Origin of the sequence: Serratia marcescens (genome assembly GCF_006715005.1) — a bacterium.
Classification (GTDB): domain Bacteria; phylum Pseudomonadota; class Gammaproteobacteria; order Enterobacterales; family Enterobacteriaceae; genus Serratia; species Serratia montpellierensis.
In genome coordinates this window covers 1,057,893-1,073,484 of record NZ_VFMJ01000001.1, presented here as the reverse complement: position 1 = coordinate 1,073,484, position 15,592 = coordinate 1,057,893, and the positions used below count along the sequence as shown (strand labels likewise).

General features: G+C 60.1%; 14 protein-coding genes and 1 tRNA gene. 6 read left to right on the top strand and 9 right to left on the bottom strand.

The genetic code is table 11. The features are described from left to right. Nucleotides 1–52 precede the first annotated feature (52 nt). Both FHU12_RS05125 and FHU12_RS05120 read left to right on the top strand, forming a co-directional pair. On the top strand, nucleotides 53–3,142 hold the full coding sequence (locus FHU12_RS05125) for a beta-galactosidase (protein WP_141967825.1): 3,090 nt from the start codon (nucleotides 53–55) through the stop codon (nucleotides 3,140–3,142). A gap of 114 nt (nucleotides 3,143–3,256) precedes the next feature. Further along, nucleotides 3,257–3,332, top strand: a tRNA-Asn gene (locus tag FHU12_RS05120). A 97-nt stretch (nucleotides 3,333–3,429) separates the two neighbouring features. Here FHU12_RS05120 and FHU12_RS05115 read toward each other — a convergent pair. Continuing rightward, a complete protein-coding gene (locus FHU12_RS05115; protein WP_033644318.1) occupies nucleotides 3,430–4,263 on the bottom strand; it encodes an oxidoreductase in 834 nt (277 codons plus the stop codon). A 105-nt stretch (nucleotides 4,264–4,368) separates the two neighbouring features. Here FHU12_RS05115 and FHU12_RS05110 point away from each other — a divergent pair, with 105 nt between their 5' ends. Both FHU12_RS05110 and FHU12_RS05105 read left to right on the top strand, forming a co-directional pair. After that, nucleotides 4,369–5,289 (top strand): AraC family transcriptional regulator, encoded by a 921-nt coding sequence (locus FHU12_RS05110; RefSeq protein ID WP_141967823.1) that lies wholly within the window; start codon nucleotides 4,369–4,371, stop codon nucleotides 5,287–5,289. A gap of 180 nt (nucleotides 5,290–5,469) precedes the next feature. Then, on the top strand, nucleotides 5,470–5,958 hold the full coding sequence (locus tag FHU12_RS05105; protein ID WP_141967821.1) for a GNAT family N-acetyltransferase: 489 nt from the start codon (nucleotides 5,470–5,472) through the stop codon (nucleotides 5,956–5,958). Nucleotides 5,959–6,139: 181 nt separating this feature from the next. On the opposite strand, the gene FHU12_RS05100 is transcribed toward FHU12_RS05105, so the two are convergent. Continuing rightward, nucleotides 6,140–6,514: a cell envelope integrity TolA C-terminal domain-containing protein gene (locus FHU12_RS05100; protein ID WP_071883825.1), complete on the bottom strand. Its 375-nt coding sequence runs from the start codon at nucleotides 6,512–6,514 to the stop codon at nucleotides 6,140–6,142. 684 nt (nucleotides 6,515–7,198) lie between these two features. Here FHU12_RS05100 and FHU12_RS05095 point away from each other — a divergent pair. Next, complete coding sequence (locus FHU12_RS05095) at nucleotides 7,199–8,905, top strand: hemolysin (RefSeq protein ID WP_141967819.1); 1,707 nt, start codon at nucleotides 7,199–7,201, stop codon at nucleotides 8,903–8,905. 51 nt (nucleotides 8,906–8,956) lie between these two features. On the opposite strand, the gene FHU12_RS05090 is transcribed toward FHU12_RS05095, so the two are convergent. Continuing rightward, nucleotides 8,957–9,529, bottom strand: a complete 573-nt coding sequence (locus FHU12_RS05090; RefSeq protein ID WP_141967817.1) for a hypothetical protein — start codon at nucleotides 9,527–9,529, stop codon at nucleotides 8,957–8,959. A 129-nt stretch (nucleotides 9,530–9,658) separates the two neighbouring features. Between FHU12_RS05090 and FHU12_RS05085 the strand changes: the two genes are divergently transcribed. After that, nucleotides 9,659–10,549, top strand: coding sequence for a LysR substrate-binding domain-containing protein (locus FHU12_RS05085; protein WP_141967815.1), 891 nt, complete (start codon nucleotides 9,659–9,661; stop codon nucleotides 10,547–10,549). Here FHU12_RS05085 and FHU12_RS05080 read toward each other — a convergent pair. The 6 genes from FHU12_RS05080 to FHU12_RS05055 all read right to left on the bottom strand — a co-directional run bounded on the left by FHU12_RS05080 (nucleotide 10,546) and on the right by FHU12_RS05055 (nucleotide 15,577). Further along, on the bottom strand, nucleotides 10,546–11,274 hold the full coding sequence (locus tag FHU12_RS05080; protein WP_141967813.1) for a PA1136 family autoinducer-binding transcriptional regulator: 729 nt from the start codon (nucleotides 11,272–11,274) through the stop codon (nucleotides 10,546–10,548). The two genes, FHU12_RS05085 and FHU12_RS05080, sit on opposite strands and share 4 nt — an antisense overlap. Further along, the gene (gene hchA / locus FHU12_RS05075; protein ID WP_089184789.1) at nucleotides 11,271–12,146 is read right to left on the bottom strand and encodes a glyoxalase III HchA; all 876 of its coding nucleotides are present in this window, start codon (nucleotides 12,144–12,146) and stop codon (nucleotides 11,271–11,273) included. Before hchA ends, FHU12_RS05080 begins: the two co-directional genes overlap by 4 nt. Before the next feature lie 102 nt (nucleotides 12,147–12,248). Beyond that, nucleotides 12,249–13,016: an ABC transporter ATP-binding protein gene (locus FHU12_RS05070; RefSeq protein ID WP_141967811.1), complete on the bottom strand. Its 768-nt coding sequence runs from the start codon at nucleotides 13,014–13,016 to the stop codon at nucleotides 12,249–12,251. Beyond that, nucleotides 13,003–14,013, bottom strand: a complete 1,011-nt coding sequence (locus tag FHU12_RS05065; protein ID WP_141967809.1) for a FecCD family ABC transporter permease — start codon at nucleotides 14,011–14,013, stop codon at nucleotides 13,003–13,005. The genes FHU12_RS05070 and FHU12_RS05065 overlap by 14 nt, the downstream gene beginning before the upstream one ends. 42 nt (nucleotides 14,014–14,055) lie before the next feature. Continuing rightward, nucleotides 14,056–15,132 (bottom strand): ABC transporter substrate-binding protein, encoded by a 1,077-nt coding sequence (locus FHU12_RS05060; protein ID WP_230203396.1) that lies wholly within the window; start codon nucleotides 15,130–15,132, stop codon nucleotides 14,056–14,058. 46 nt (nucleotides 15,133–15,178) lie between these two features. Next, the gene (locus FHU12_RS05055) at nucleotides 15,179–15,577 is read right to left on the bottom strand and encodes a hypothetical protein (RefSeq protein WP_260440695.1); all 399 of its coding nucleotides are present in this window, start codon (nucleotides 15,575–15,577) and stop codon (nucleotides 15,179–15,181) included. Nucleotides 15,578–15,592 lie beyond the last annotated feature (15 nt).

The window sequence follows — 15,592 nt, the reverse complement described above, 5'->3', positions numbered from 1 at the left end:
TGCGCCGGTCAGCATCTTGGTGAGCATCACCTAGCCGACTGGACGATCGCCGATGCCCGCTGTGCCCCTTGCTTCCCTGACCGAGATCCTCGCCCGCCGTGACTGGCAAAACCCGGCCTGCACCCACTACCGCCGGCTGGACGCTCACCCGCCGTTCGCCAGCTGGCGCACGGTGGAAGACGCGCGCGACGATGCCCCCAGCGCCAGCCGCCGGTCTCTGAACGGCGAGTGGCGCTTCAGCTATTTCCCGCGCCCAGACGCGGCGCCGGAAGGCTGGCTGCAGCAGGATCTGCCGGACGCCGCCCCGCTGGCGGTGCCGGGCAACTGGCAGCTCGCCGGCTACGATGCGCCGATCTACACCAATGTGCGCTACCCGTTCCCGGTCGATCCGCCGCGCGTGCCGGCAGACAACCCCACCGGCTGCTATTCACGCACCTTCAGCGTCGATCCGGCCTGGCTGGCCGCCGGCCAGACGCGCGTCATCTTCGACGGCGTTAACTCGGCATTCTATTTGTGGTGCAACGGCCACTGGGTCGGCTATTCGCAGGACAGCCGCCTGCCGGCAGAGTTCGATCTCAGCCCGTGGCTGCAGCCGGGAGAAAACCGGCTGGCGGTGATGGTGCTGCGCTGGTGCGACGGCAGCTATCTGGAAGATCAGGACATGTGGCGCATGAGCGGCATCTTCCGCGACGTCAGCCTGCTGCACAAACCCGCCGCGCACCTGAGCGATGTGCACATCACCACACCGCTGCATGACAGCTTTACCCGCGGCGAACTGGTGGTGACCGCGCGCGCCAATCGGCCCGGCCCGCTGCAGGTGCAGGTTCAGCTGTGGCGCGATGGCGCGCGGGTGGCCGAACGCATCCAGCCGCTCGGCAGCGAGATCGTGGACGAGCGCGGCGCCTATAACGATCGCGTCACGCTTCGCCTGCCGGTGGAACGCCCGGCGCTGTGGAGCGCCGAAACGCCCACGCTGTATCGCGCCACCGTCGCCCTGCTCTCGCCCGAGGGGGAGATTATCGAGGTGGAGGCCTATGACGTCGGCTTCCGCCAGGTGGAGATCAGCGGCGGGTTGCTGAAGCTCAACGGGCAGCCGCTGCTGATCCGCGGCGTTAACCGCCACGAGCATCACCCGCGCCACGGCCAGGTGATGGACGAGGCGACGATGCGCCACGACATCCTGTTGATGAAACAGCACAACTTCAACGCGGTGCGCTGCTCGCATTACCCCAATCACCCGCTGTGGTACCGGCTGTGCGACCGTTACGGGCTGTACGTGGTGGACGAAGCCAATATCGAGACCCACGGCATGCAGCCGATGAACCGCCTGGCTGACGATCCGCTGTGGCTGCCGGCGATGAGCGAGCGCGTCACCCGCATGGTGCAGCGCGATCGCAACCACCCCTGCATCATTATCTGGTCGCTGGGCAACGAGTCCGGCCACAGCGTGAACCACGATGCGCTGTACCGCTGGGTGAAAAGCCAGGATCCGACCCGCCCGGTGCAATATGAAGGCGGCGGCGCTGACACCGCCGCTACCGACATCATCTGCCCGATGTATGCCAGAGTGGATCAGGATCAGCCGTTCCCGGCGGTGCCCAAATGGGCGCTCGGCAAGTGGATCGGCCTGCCGGAGGAACAGCGCCCGCTGATCCTGTGCGAATACGCCCATGCGATGGGCAACAGTTTCGGCGGTTTCGAGCGCTACTGGCGCGCATTCCACCACTATCCGCGCCTGCAGGGCGGCTTTATCTGGGACTGGGTCGATCAGGCGCTGATCAAACGCGACGAGCGCGGCGAAGAGTTCTGGGCCTACGGCGGCGACTTCGGCGACACCCCCAACGATCGCCAATTCTGCCTGAACGGGCTGGTGTTCGCGGATCGCACCCCGCACCCAGCGCTGTTCGAAGCGCAGCGGGCGCAGCAGCTGTTCCGCTTCGCCTTCGACGCCGCCTCGCTGAAGCTGACCGTCACCAGCGATTACCTGTTCCGCCACACCGACAACGAGCAGCTCAACTGGCGGCTGGAGCTGGACGGCGTGGAGCGCGCCAGCGGCAGCTTCGATCTGGCGCTGCCGCCGCAGGGCAGCGCTAGCTTCACCCTGCTCGATCGCCTGCCGATGCTGCATCAGCCCGGCGAGCTGTGGCTGAACGTGGAGGTGGTACAACCGCAGGCCACCGACTGGTCCGAAGCGCACCACCGCTGCGCCTGGGATCAGTGGCGGGTGCCGCGCGCGCTGCATCCCGCACCGCCGCCGGCGCAGGGCGTGCCGCCCACGCTGACTGAAGACGATCAGGGGCTGACGCTCACCCACGGCGACCAGCGCTGGCGCTTCGAGCGTAGCAGCGGCCACCTGACGCAGTGGTGGCAGAATGAGCAGCCGCAGCTGCTGACGCCGCTGCGCGACGGCTTTGCGCGCGCGCCGATCGATAACGACATCGGCGTCAGCGAGGCGGACCATATCGATCCCAACGCCTGGGTCGAACGCTGGAAGCTGGCGGGCCTGTACCGGCTGGAGGAACGCTGCACGCGGCTGCAGGCCGATGCGCTGCAAAACGGCGTGCGGGTGGTGAGCGAACACCAGTTCGGCGTGGACGGGCAGATTTTACTGCTCAGCCGCAAACAGTGGCTGTTCGATGCGCTGGGCGCGGTGAACGTGAGCGTGGAGGTCGAGGTGGCCGACGTCCTGCCGCCGCCGGCGCGCATCGGCCTGCACTGCCAATTGGCGACGGTGCAGCCGCAGGCGGAATGGCTGGGCCTGGGCCCGCACGAGAACTACCCCGATCGCCGCCTGGCCGCGCAGCAAGGGCGCTGGCGCCTGCCGCTGGCGGAACTGCACACGCCGTATATTTTCCCCGGCGAGAACGGCCTGCGCTGCGACGCCCGCAGCTTGCGCTACGGCGGCTGGCGCATCGACGGCCGCTTCCACTTCTCGCTCAGCCGCTACGGCCTGCAACAGCTGATGGCCTGCAGCCACCAGCACCTGCTGCAGCCGGAAACAGGCACCTGGCTGCATCTGGACGGCTTCCACATGGGGGTGGGCGGCGACGATTCCTGGAGCCCGAGCGTGCACCGGGATTACCTGCTCACCGCCGGCGTTTACCGCTATCAGCTGCGCCTGCAGCGGGCGCCCGAGGGCTAAATCTGCCAAAAAACTCAACGGGTTGCGCATTCTGTAAGCAAACAGTCACAGAATGTGTAATCCGCCTTTGACATGCCGACGGCGCCTCGCTATTATTCGCCCCGTTCAAACGATTCCTCTGTAGTTCAGTCGGTAGAACGGCGGACTGTTAATCCGTATGTCACTGGTTCGAGTCCAGTCAGAGGAGCCATATTTAGAGAAGCCCGCTCAGGGAAACCTGAGCGGGCTTTTTGCTGTTAGGCGGATCATAATCGGTGATCCCCTGCACTCTCCCTACCCCAAACCGTTCAGCCATCCGTTGAACGGGTGAGCTTCTCCCATTGTTCAATTTCCTGACCTAACGCCTCGAGCTTTTGCCGCACCAAACTTAATGCGTCACTGCCTAACAACAGATGCGTGGGTGGGTTCCCGCTCTCGATCAATGCCAGCATGGCGTGAGCCGCCTTAACCGGATCGCCGAGTTGCTTGCCGCTTTTTTCCTGACGCGCCTGACGAACAGGTTCAAATAACGCGTCATAGTCCGGAAGACGACGAGGGCTGCGCACCATTGAACGCCCGGCCCAGTCCGTTCGAAACGAGCCGGGCGCCACGGCGGTCACGTGTAGGTTGAACGGGGCAAGCTCTTTACTTAAGGTTTCTGATATTCCTTCCAGTGCAAATTTGCTGCCGCAGTAATAGCTGATACCGGGCAAGGTAATGAAACTGCCCATTGAGGTGATATTGATAATGTGGCCCCGACGGCGCTGGCGCATGCCCGGTAGCACGGCTTTGATCATCGCCACCGCGCCAAACACATTGACGTCAAACTGGCGGCGCAGCTCTGCAAGCGGGGATTCTTCCAGAATGCCTTCATGGCCGTAACCGGCATTGTTCACCAGCACATCTATCGGACCGACGGCGGACTCTATCTCTCCAACCACCTCATCAATACGTTCATCGTCCGTGACATCAAGCAGATAGCCAAAAGCCCGCTGCGTATCGAGCGCGGCGAAAGCCTGCAGTGCTTCGCTGTTGCGCACTGTCCCTACAACCCGATGCCCTACGGCGAGGGCTTCTCGCGCCAGCGCCTGACCAAAGCCACTGCTGACGCCGGTAATTAAAATCGTTTTTGCAGATGCCATAAAAAGAACTCCCATGAACCAAGAAGGTTGCATGGTATTCTCTGTTCTGCCGCATTTTTAGGCCGTATTTTCTCTTTTTCTTGCCTGATTTTATGAGGTGGTGGGATGTCCGACATGATTGCCCTGATGAATAGACTTGCGGTGCAAGAGGGATACAACCTCACTGCCCTACCTGATGTGCGAATTTTGCGTTCCGATCGCCCGCTTGCCAGAACGCCGGTGCTTTACGATCCGGGGATCGTGATCGTCTGCCAGGGCAGCAAACGCGGCTATTTCGGTCAACAGACCTATTTATATGATGAGCAGCACTACCTGGCGGTTTCGGTGCCGGTGCCGTTTGTGATGGAAACCGACGCGTCGGCAGCACATCCGCTGCTGGCGATTTATATGCATCTGGATTTTCAGCTTGCCGCGGAACTGATGTTGCAGATTGAACAGCATGGCGCCCCGCATCCTCCCGTCGCGCCACAAAGCATGATGTCGAGCCCCATGGACGGCGCGATAAAAATGGCCGTACTTCGCTTACTTGAAATCCTGGCTAACCCGCTTGAGGCGGCGATCCTCGGCCCGGCGCGGGTGCGTGAGCTTTATTTCCGCGTGCTGACAGGCGCACAGGGCAACGCAATGCGTGCCGCGTTGGCCTTGCAGGGCCAGTTTGGCAAAATCGGTAAAGCGTTGCAGCACATCCATGCCGCTTACGCGGAGCCGTTAACGCTGACGCAGCTGGCGATGATGGCCGGCATGAGCGTGCCGACCTTTCATAGCCATTTCAAGGCGATAACGCAGATGCCGCCAATGCAGTATGTGAAATCGGTACGCCTGCACCAGGCACGGATGCTGATGGTGCGCCAACAAATCACCGCCGCCGCCGCGAGTTACGCCGTTGGCTATGAAAGCCCATCGCAATTTAACCGCGAATTCAAGCGTCTGTTTGGCCTGCCACCGGCAGAGGAGATAAAACGCATGCAGCGTCACTTCGCCATTCCGCCCGCGCAGCCTGCCTCGGCATTTGTTTCATCGCACTGAGGCTTAGTTGGTAAGGCGAAACGATAGTTCGCTATGAGCGAAGTGCAGACTTCGGCGTGAGCAAAATTACGCTCAGTTGACAAAGCTATATGATATAATTTTATCATGCTAAATCGGCGGATAATTCGGTAGAGTAGTACTAAGTATGCGTTACGTTGCTATTAAGAATGAGACAGTAAATTGAAAACAAAACAGTCAAAAATCCCCAAATCAATTTATAGGCCCATGCATGACGACGAGTTTGACCTCTGGGGGGGCCTCTCTTTAAATGACTATGTTGAAGACCTGATGGCAAATCATCGGTACAGTTGTAAAAAAGCCCAGATAGAGGCGTCGAAATCATTTAAAGCAGCCTTGCCAGCGGGTATCAATACTCAAAATAACCATTTTAGAACTTATGAACATGACAGTCAGGCTGCGGGATATCTGTGGTTCAGCCTGGAAGATAACTCAGCCTTTTTGTCAGATATAATGCTTCTCCCAGAATTTCAGGGTAAGGGAATGGGTCGGGATTTTATCCGTGCATTCCTGAATGAGCTGACTCAACAGGGCGCATATGAGGTGGAACTCAGAGTGTCACCGGACAATCAAAGGGCTTTGAAATTATATAAAGAGTTTGGTTTTCGGATAACTGGTTTTGATATGAGTCTTTTGCTAGGATCCGACTGATCAGCAATCCGTTAATCATAATTTTCGGAGACAATCTCGGGTAATATCAACTATCGATAGGCAATCTACCACTATATATCCTCACATCATCAATGTCCGTTTCTGGCACGCAACGGACAGGCTACGTGGTCATTGGGCCTGCTTTGAGCGAGTAGCGGGTACTGAAAGGGCTATTATCGGGCTAACCGCGCATATCGAAGCCCGATTTTTGAAAATCTCTATAGACTTCTGGATTGTTGAAGGCTGGAAATTTGGCTTTATGGGCTGCTGACTTTATCGCTTCGCAATAGGCTGTATTGCCATTGCTGGTTGATACGTTTAAAGCCGTGCCATCCTGAGCAAATTCAATATGCAACCTGCATTTTTTCCCCTTCCAGTTTTGCGGCTCATCAAGTTCAGCATTTATTGCCGCCCTGATTGCCCTCGCTTGCACGCCCCATTCATCCTGATCATCCCAACGTCCTGAACTGCAACTACCCGTTGCCGTGGTCTTATGACAGCCGGAAGGATGTAACGGTGCGCAACCCGCAGTAAGACTAGCCAAAATGGCCAGCATAACGATTTTCTTTACTGTTTCAGGCGAGCCCACTTTTTGCCCCTCAACCCATTTAAACTCAGCAATATAGGCCTATTCTTCCGTCATTCCTGGCACCTTTCAACCACTAATTATCTACATCAACTAGATGTTTCGAATGATCTTTCTGAATATGTAGAAGCGGGGAAGAGACTGCAATTTATTACCTAATAATTAGTACAAGCAGTTTATACGTCCGCTCCTGGCACAAAACCGACCGCCAGAGTCCCCACTCCGGCATTTCCTCACCCCATTCCACACCCCAGCAGCGTTGGAGCGCCCCCCTGCGTTGCCTTCGGTGTGAATCCGCAAAGCGGCAGCCACAACCACCACCATAACGCCAACGCTTGGCCAACCCCTACCAGCGAAACCCGCTCTTTTATCTAAGAAGATTCCTAACCCAGCTGACGGATATCCCTTCCTGACGCCAATACGCAGGTTAACCCGCAGATTTACAGAAATAATCCTGTAAAAACAATCGATAAGAGAATTGTTCGCACTCGGTAAGTTGCGTCTATCCTTTCGTATGGGCGCCTGCCGCCCATCGTTCGCTGCGGCTCGCGGCATGCGCGTTTCTGGCTGTACGGGTTTCGGTTTATTCCATCGCGCGCCTCCATTCATCATGTTGAATTTCACAGCAATCTCTCAGCAACAAGGAGTGTTTATATGGCTTACGTCATTACCGACCGAGAAAAACTGCAAGCGATTTGGGAGGCCGCCAAAGCCGGCGACTGGCCGGCCGTGTATGCCGCATCCGTCAATGCGCTCACCGATCCCAACCATGCCAACCAACCTATTCAAGGCGTGGATATCGCGGTCTATACCTGGATCAAAGGCGCCTATGGCGTGAACTCGAATCAGGGGGCGTTTGCCCATTACATTCGCGACCAAACCAAGCTGCAGTATGAGCTGCGCACCGGGCATGTTCCCGATGACTGGGAAACGCGCATTCAAAATGCCTCCGACAACATCGCCAAAAACTTTGCCAAGACGCTGTTTGGCGTCGATCTGAGCAGCGATCCCAACGCGCCGCTGCCGGATGCCCCGCCCACCAGCGCCAAAGTGCCGGACATTCACGAGGTCGGCCTGATCGACGCGGGCGCGGCGGCATCCGAGGTGTTCACCGATGCCTCCTCGACCGGCGCCCCCAACTATTCCCCCTGGGCCGGCACCACGCTGTTCTCTTATTTAGGCGATACCTCGTTCTTTACCGAATGGGTGGCCACCAACGACACCTCGCCTTTTAAGGTCGAAAGCGGCACCTACGATTTGATTGCGGCGGCGCAGGTCTCCATGCAGATGAAAAACCTCAGCTACGTGGTTGAAACGCTGCTGGCGGGCGAAGTGCCCACCTATTTGACCACCCTCGGCATTGGCCACGAGACCATCCGCCTCGCCGCCGAAGCGGCGCGTGATTTCTACACCGAATCCTACGGCAGCAGCGTGACCGGCGGCGGCAGCCTCATTCCCGGCAAGCTGGATATCGGCTCGGCGATTTTCAACGACATTGCCGACGTGCTGTCCACGCCGAATCTGTACCGCGTCGGTACGCTGTATGACGATGATTTCACGCTGGCGTTCGGCAATATCGCCGTTAACACCGGCAGCGGCGACGACACCATCAGCGTGCCGCGCGGCTGGCAAAACAACGCCGGCAACTACGGCTGGACGGTCATCGACGGCGGCAGCGGTCATGATACGGTCGATTATTCCAGCCTGTCGCACGGGGTAAACCTGAAGTTTGACGCCCAGGGCAGCTACGGCGGGCGCGGGGTGGTCGAGAAAAACGGCATCGGGCTGTACGGTTTTAAGGACGGGCTGTACAACATCGAGGCGGTGAAGCTGACGGACTTTAAGGATAACGTCACCTTTAACGATCGGGTGCTGACGCCGGCCAACGGCCTGGAGGTTAACCTGGGCAAAGGCTCCAGCGAGATTCGCTTCGAGCACGGCTATACCACTGCGCCGGGTGGGAGTGCGCCGCAGGATTATCTCGGCGTGAACCTGAGCATGTTGTCCAACGATGTGCCTTTCCCCAACAGCCTGCTGAATATTCCCGTGAAGCAGACCCACAATATCTACATCGACGACAGCTTCGAGCTGGGCTTTTTACAGGCCTCTTCCCTGTCTATCGATAATCACCTGCTGGCCTTCGGCGCCGAAGGCTCAAACAGCAGCTTCTCGCTGAACTACAACGCGCAAACCCATACGCAGGATCTGTCGATATTCATGCAAGGCGAAAGCGCGCTCAATCAGCACATCGTCAATATCTACAATTGGGATCAAGGCGACTTCGGCATCACGCTGGAGCAGCCGGCCATTCAGCTCGTCGGCTTGCAAACCGTTACGCCGCAAGAGCTGGCGGCCGCCTAAGCGAAGCCCGCCCGTTCCCCCGGGCGGGCTGTTTATCTTCAACGTGGTGACTCACTCCCTGTCCCGCTCCGCAATCCGCGCCATCAACGCCCCCAGCAACGCCAAATCGACCAGCAGCGCCAGCGCGAAACAGGCTCCCTTTATCCCCGGCGCGGCATAGGTTTGCACCAGCGAAACGGCAACCACTACGGCCACGATAGTCACCACCGTCGTCAGCCCGCACGCCACGGCGAACGCCGCTTTCTCTCCCACCGCCGTGCGGTAGGCGACGCCTTGGCCCAGGCCGCCGAGGGCAATGCCCGCCAGCAAGGCCGGCCAATCATGGCCGCCGAACAGCATCAGCAGCGTCAATAGCCACCCCGCCGCCGCCAGCAAAAAACCGTAGCGGAGCATAGCCAGCGCAGGCCGGTTCCGCAGCGGCTGCCGGCGGGCCAGCGCGGCGCCGCCGAGAAACGCCAGCGCCAATGCCGTTAGCAGCATCAGCGTTGCGCCGATGCCCTGCAGGCTCTCCGCCCCCAGCAGCAAAGCGCCCGCCGCGACCGGCACGCTGAGCGCCAGGGCGCTCGCCGCCGTTACCGTGTGTTCCATGGCGCCCAGGGCACCGTTGTTGATATAAAGGCTCATCGTTCACTCCCGACATGATGGAAATGATGAAATAAATTCATTTCCCTGTTCACATGCCAGTAGCCTATCTCTTGTATAATCGGTCAGACAAACTCATAGTTTTCAGCCTTAGATGAGAATAACTCAGCCATGAGAAAACCCCGTTTGCCGCCGCTGGGCGCGCTGCGCGCCTTCCACGCCGTGGCCGGCTGCCGTAGCTTCAAGCTGGCCGCCGAAGAGTTGGGCGTCAGCGCAACGGCGATCAGCCATCAGATCAAGCTGCTGGAATCGGTGTTGGAATGCCGGGTGTGCGAGCGCAGCGCGCAGGGCGTCAGCCTGACCGAGACCGGCGAGATCCTGTATGCCGGCACCCAGCGCGCCTTCGCCGCTCTGGAGCAGTCCGTCGCCCAAATCACCCGCGCCCAGCAGCCGCCGGCGCTGACCGTCACCACCACCTCCAATTTTCTCACCCACTGGCTGGTACCGCGCCTGGCGGATTTCAAGGCGGAGTTTCCCACCATCGATCTGCGCCTGCACACCAGCGTCGAGCGCGTCGATCTCAGCCAGCGCACCGTGGACGTCGCCATTCGCTACCGCGAAACGCCGGAAAGCGATCTGCACTGCACCTTGCTGCATGAGGATCGTTTTATCGTGGTGGCCAGCCCGGCGCTGGCGCTGGAGCGCATCGAAGATTTGCAGCGGGTAACGCTGTTTCACGTGGAACATCGGCAGGTGCCCGCCGACGCGCCGACCTGGGAAAACTGGCGACGGCGCTACGGGCCGGAAGGGTTGAACGTGGAAGCCGGGCTGACCTTCAGCGACGAAACCCATGCGCTGCAGGCGGCGGTGGCGGGCCAGGGGGTGGTGATCGCCAGCCGGCTGCTGGCGCGCGATTTGTTGCAGCGCGGCGTGCTGGCCGCGCCGTTCGAGATGTCGTTACCCGGCGCCAACTACTATCTGGTGGCCACCGAAGAAACTGCGCAGCGCCCCGATATCATTGCGCTGCGCGAGTGGCTGCTGCGGCAAATGGCGGCGGGCTAACGGCGCTTGGGGGCGATCTCCCCCAGGCGAATCGCCACGCTGATCGCCTGCGCGGTGGTGGCGGCGCCGAGGCGTTGGCGAATGCGGCGCAGGTGGTTTTCCACCGTGCGTTCAGACAGGCCGAGCATCGCAGCGATATCCGCCTGCCGCCGGCCGATGGCGGTCCAGCTTAGCACCTCGCGCTCGCGCGCCGACAGCCGGCCCTCTCCCTCGCCAGCCGCCGGTTCAAACAACCGCCGCGCCGCCAGAAAGGCCGCCGTGCCCACCAGCGACAGCGCCAGCCGCACCGGCGGCGAGGCATCGATGCGCTCGCCCCCCAGGCTGACGGCCCCCTCCAAACCGGCCGGGCCAAACACCGGGATCTGCACGCCGTGCAGGCCGGCGCCGCGCGGCGTGCGCACAATCCGGTAGCGCTCGCCCTGCTGCGCCCGGGTTTTAGTCCAGAAGAACGGCTCGCTGGCCCGCAGCATGTGCCGGGTCACCGGGCAGTGCCGCACGTAGGTCAACGCATCGACGGCCTCGCCGTCGCCGAACCAGTCGCCCTCGACCCAATAGATATGCTCGATCCCCGCCTCCGCCGTGGCGGAAGCGGAAAACAGCACAAAGCGATCGAAGCCGAACGGCGCGGCGAAGGCGCGAACCCGCCCCTGAATGGCGGACAGGGTTCGCTCGTGGTCCATCGCCAGCGCCGTCTGGAAAGCGCGCTGCGCGATCTCGTCGCTCATCGCGCGGCGACGTCGGCCAGCAGCGTCTCTGCCGCCAGTTTGCCGAGGTTGTTGGAAGCCAGCGGGCTGTCGCCGGTCAGCAAGCGCCGATCTTTATGCACCTTGCCGGTGATGTCGGCGTTGACGATCTTAACGCCCCGCTCGCGCAGGCGTTCGCCCACCAGCCAAGGCATCGGGCCGGGGATATAGCCGATGTCGATGTTGGCGCCGGTATCGAGCGAGTCCGGGAACACGCACATCTCATAGCCGCGATAGAGGAAATCCTCTTTGTTCTCGCCAATGCCCGCCGCCAGCAAACCGGCCGGCCCGTGGCACAGCGAAATCACATAGCGATCGTTGTCATGCGCCCAGTGCAGGGTCTTTTTCACCTCTTCGCTGAACGGGATATCATTGAGCACGCCGTGGCCGCCGGGAATGAAAACGCCGAGGTAGTTGCCGCCATCCAGATCCTTCACCACTTCCGTCAGCTTTTTCGGCTGCTTGAGCTGGCTGCGGTACTTCTCGTAGGTGGCCTTGACTGCTTCATCTTCATGCGGGAACGCCCACATCTCCAGCTTCACCGGATCGCCGGACGGCGTGGCGATGTCGATCTCGAAACCGGCCAGATCCAGGTGATACATCGGCAACAGCATCTCGACCGGGTGGTTGCCGGTCGAGAAGAACTTGCCGTTTTGCATCAGCAGGTAGCGCTCCTGCGAGGCGATCATCAGCACCTTCCACTTGCCGCCGCGATAGGCGTTCGGGTAGCTGGCGCCCGTAAAGTCGGTTTTGGATGAGGTGTACTGGCTGAGGGAGTAAGGCGATGGGAAGAACGCGTTGTCTTCCGCCACATCCGGGGTGGGATTACGATCGTTGGACACTGAATCAGTCATGATTATCTCCATATTCACCGTTACATTGCCCTTTCAGCTTAAATAACCGCCGGCGGGGCCGCAATGAGGGATATCCCTCAATCACCCTCGCGACGTCGGCACTCAAGCATGATGCCGTAGCGCGACAATGAACGTTTCTTCGCTGACGCCGGCATATTCATACCGGCACTTTCTCACCGGCACCTGGAAATAACGCTCCAGGATGTCCTCTTGCAGCAGTGCATTTTTATCGCCAAACATGCACTGCCGCTGGTTCATCAGCAGGCACTTGTCAGAGATGCGATCGGCGTAGTGCAGAAAATGCGTATTCAGCACGATCGTCATCTGCCGCTCTTTGGCGAGGCGCCAAAGCATCTCGATCATTTTAGCCTGATTGTAAAAATCCAGATTCGATTCCGGTTCGTCGAGGATCATGACGTCGGGATCCGCCGCCAGGGCCTTGGCGAAATAACACATCTGCAGTTCTCCACCGCTGATCTGGTTGATATTTTTCTGCGCCAGCGGCGCGATCTCCAGCGCATGCAACACCGCCTGCGCCCTGGCGACATCTTGCCGCCGCGGCCTGGCGAACCATCCCGCCTGGCGAGCACAGCCGAAAGTGACAAAATCGAGTACCCCATAAGCGAAATGCGGCGTTTTCGCCTGCGGCACATAGGCCAACCGGGCGGGCCGATTGTCGACCAGGCCGATCTTGCACCCGCCAGACAGGGGCCGGCACAGGCCCGCGATGTGTCTCAGCAACGTGGTTTTACCGGCGCCGTTCGGCCCGAGCACGCTAAGGATCTCGCCCCGCGCCAGATGAAAACTGACGTTGTCGAGAAGGGGTTCTCGCCCCTTGAAACCCAGGGTCAGCTGGTTAACTGTGATCATGTTTGCTGCTCATAATAAAAAGGAGAGCGAAAAGCGGCGCGCCGATCAGCGCGGTCAGGATGCCGATCGGGATTTCAGCATAGGTGGCACCTCTGGCGATATTGTCGATCGCCAGCAAAAACAGCGCCCCGCTCAGCGCCGAAGCCGGGATCAGGCGGCCGTGGTTATATCCCAGCACGCTTCTCACCAAATGCGGGATCACCAAGCCGACCCACCCCACCACGCCGGCCAAGCTCACCGAGGCGGAAACCAGCAGGGAGGCGGCGATCAGCAGCAGGATCTTCAGCCGGGGTGGATTCAGGCCGGCGATGCGCGCCTCGTCGTCCCCCAGCGAAAGAATGTTCATGTTCCACCTGAGCCGGTAGATAGTCAGGTAACACGTCGCAAACAGTGGGATAAGCCAATAAACCTGCGCTTTCGCTACCGAAGCGAAGCTGCCCATCAGCCAGAAGACGATCGCCGGCAAGGTATCCTGCGGATCGGCGACATATTTTATGACCGAGACAAACGCGATAAACAGCGACGCGATAATCATGCCGGACAAAATCGTGGTGAGCGCATCCTGTCGGCGTTTGAGGCGGCAAATGCCCAGCACCAGCAACAAACTCACCACGCCGAAAAGAAACGACAGCAGGGAACTCAGGGCAAAAGGCAAACTCAAGAGAATGCCCAGCGCCGCGCCAAAGGCGGAGGCGGAAGAGGTGCCCAGCACGTCCGGACTGGCCAACGCGTTTTTCAGCACCGCCTGAAAGGTCGCGCCGGCGACCGCCAACCCGCCGCCCACCAGCATCACCGCCACCACCCGCGGCGCGCGCAGGTTAAAAATCACCGAATAGCGGGCCTGGTTTTCCCCCGCCATGTTCCCCCGCCATAAAATCTGCACCACATCATGGGCCGACAAGGCATAGCGGCCGGCAAACAGTGATGCGAAGGCGACCACACAGAGCGAAATAAACAATCCCGCCATGATCGCCACATATTTTCCTCTGCCCGGCATCCCCAAGCTCCTCCAACGAACTCACGCTATTCAACCGTGGCACTAGCGCTGTGCCAGCACCTCATCCAGCAACCGGTCCGGGATCGCATAAGAGAACATCGTCTGATAATAGCGGCGCGTCTCCTCCCGCAGCGTTTTGTCGCTAATGTCTTCAGGGGCATACCGGTTGATCATAAACAGCGGCAGCAGTGACGTTTCCGCCGACAGGCCCCCCCAGTTATGAATGCCCACCGGCGTCGAGAAAACCTTGCCGTTTTTTACCGCCCTGAGCGTCTCCCACGCCTGGCCGGGGATCCCCCCGTGCAGCAGCGCTTTGGCGCTGCCGAACACCACGAAAATCACATCCGGGTCCCAGGCCATGATCTGCTCCATCGAAACGTTGATGTACCTGCCGGCATCCCCCTTCACCGGCAAATCCCCGGCGACGTTGTCCATGCCGGCCATTTTCAGGTAGGTGTCGCCGTAGGTATGCGGGCCGCTCACCTTCAGCTGCCTGCCGTCGCTTTCTTCGAGATACAACGCCCTGACGTGCTGCGCGCGGATGGCGGCGGCATAGGGGCGGATCTGCTTCAGGGTCTTTTCCCAGGCGTCTTTGAATTTATGCGTGCGCGGCAGGCCGAGGGTGTCGGCGAAGGTATTTTCCCAATACACCTGGGTGACCATCGGCTGGTATTTGGTCTTCCCACCGGCATCCAGATCGACGGTCATCACGCCCGCCCTTTCCAGCCGATCGTCCTGGCTTTTGCCGTAGTAATAAATGATGTCGGGCCGGAGATTCATTAACGACTCCATGTTGACCCGATAGTCCTTATTGATGAAATCGGACGTGATCCTGCCGATATCCGGCTTCATGTCCTTCAACACATGCCTATCGGCATGCATGAACGCCCAGGGCCCCACGCCGACGACATGCCGATAGGCCGCCTCGTTCGCCAGGATCACGCCGAAGGGGCAGTTGCCGGTGATGACGATCCGCGGGTAGCTGCCGGGCAGGGTTTGCGTCGCCGCGCTTTGCAACGGCTCGGCCGCCGCCGGCAGGCTGGCGCCGGCGCAAGGCGCGGTCGGCAAGGCGAATAGAGCCAGCAGCGCGGTGGCGATAAATTTCACTGTGACGCACATGGTGCCTCCTGTGCGCACGCTCGGCGGCGTGCGTCGATGGGCTGTATTAGGCCGACGCGGCGATGCCTGCTGCCATAATGGTGATCCCGGCCACAAACACGATTGCCGTGGTGGCGACCGCGCCGCCACCAACCAACGCGGCGGTTTTTCCCGTGGAAAGGTCTTTGCGTTGCAGGAAAGAAAGCTCTGCCAGGGGAATGATTTTTCCGCTGTCGGCGACGATGTCTTTAGGTTCAACCTTCGCCACCGTCAGCTCGCCGCCGCTGCCGTCCTTCAGGCCATATTTCAACTGGTCGCCGACATAGACCGGCGGCTGCAGCAGGTAATACGGGCTATTGAGCCCCGCCTCTTGTTGTTGCAACGCCACGTCGTGGTAGGTCGTGCAGCCGGCAAGGGAAAACGCCGCCATCCCGATAACCAACGGCACTAATGGGATAAATCGCATGGGAAACCTCGTGCT

Coding starts and splice junctions, on each gene's coding strand:
- FHU12_RS05125 (WP_141967825.1), top strand. CDS start 53: ATGCCCGCTGTGCCCCTTGCTTCCCTGACCGAGATCCTCGCCCGCCGT.
- FHU12_RS05115 (WP_033644318.1), bottom strand. CDS start 4,263: ATGGCATCTGCAAAAACGATTTTAATTACCGGCGTCAGCAGTGGCTTT.
- FHU12_RS05110 (WP_141967823.1), top strand. CDS start 4,369: ATGTCCGACATGATTGCCCTGATGAATAGACTTGCGGTGCAAGAGGGA.
- FHU12_RS05100 (WP_071883825.1), bottom strand. CDS start 6,514: ATGCTGGCCATTTTGGCTAGTCTTACTGCGGGTTGCGCACCGTTACAT.
- FHU12_RS05095 (WP_141967819.1), top strand. CDS start 7,199: ATGGCTTACGTCATTACCGACCGAGAAAAACTGCAAGCGATTTGGGAG.
- FHU12_RS05090 (WP_141967817.1), bottom strand. CDS start 9,529: ATGAGCCTTTATATCAACAACGGTGCCCTGGGCGCCATGGAACACACG.
- FHU12_RS05085 (WP_141967815.1), top strand. CDS start 9,659: ATGAGAAAACCCCGTTTGCCGCCGCTGGGCGCGCTGCGCGCCTTCCAC.
- FHU12_RS05080 (WP_141967813.1), bottom strand. CDS start 11,274: ATGAGCGACGAGATCGCGCAGCGCGCTTTCCAGACGGCGCTGGCGATG.
- hchA (WP_089184789.1), bottom strand. CDS start 12,146: ATGACTGATTCAGTGTCCAACGATCGTAATCCCACCCCGGATGTGGCG.
- FHU12_RS05070 (WP_141967811.1), bottom strand. CDS start 13,016: ATGATCACAGTTAACCAGCTGACCCTGGGTTTCAAGGGGCGAGAACCC.
- FHU12_RS05065 (WP_141967809.1), bottom strand. CDS start 14,013: ATGCCGGGCAGAGGAAAATATGTGGCGATCATGGCGGGATTGTTTATT.
- FHU12_RS05060 (WP_230203396.1), bottom strand. CDS start 15,132: ATGTGCGTCACAGTGAAATTTATCGCCACCGCGCTGCTGGCTCTATTC.
- FHU12_RS05055 (WP_260440695.1), bottom strand. CDS start 15,577: ATGCGATTTATCCCATTAGTGCCGTTGGTTATCGGGATGGCGGCGTTT.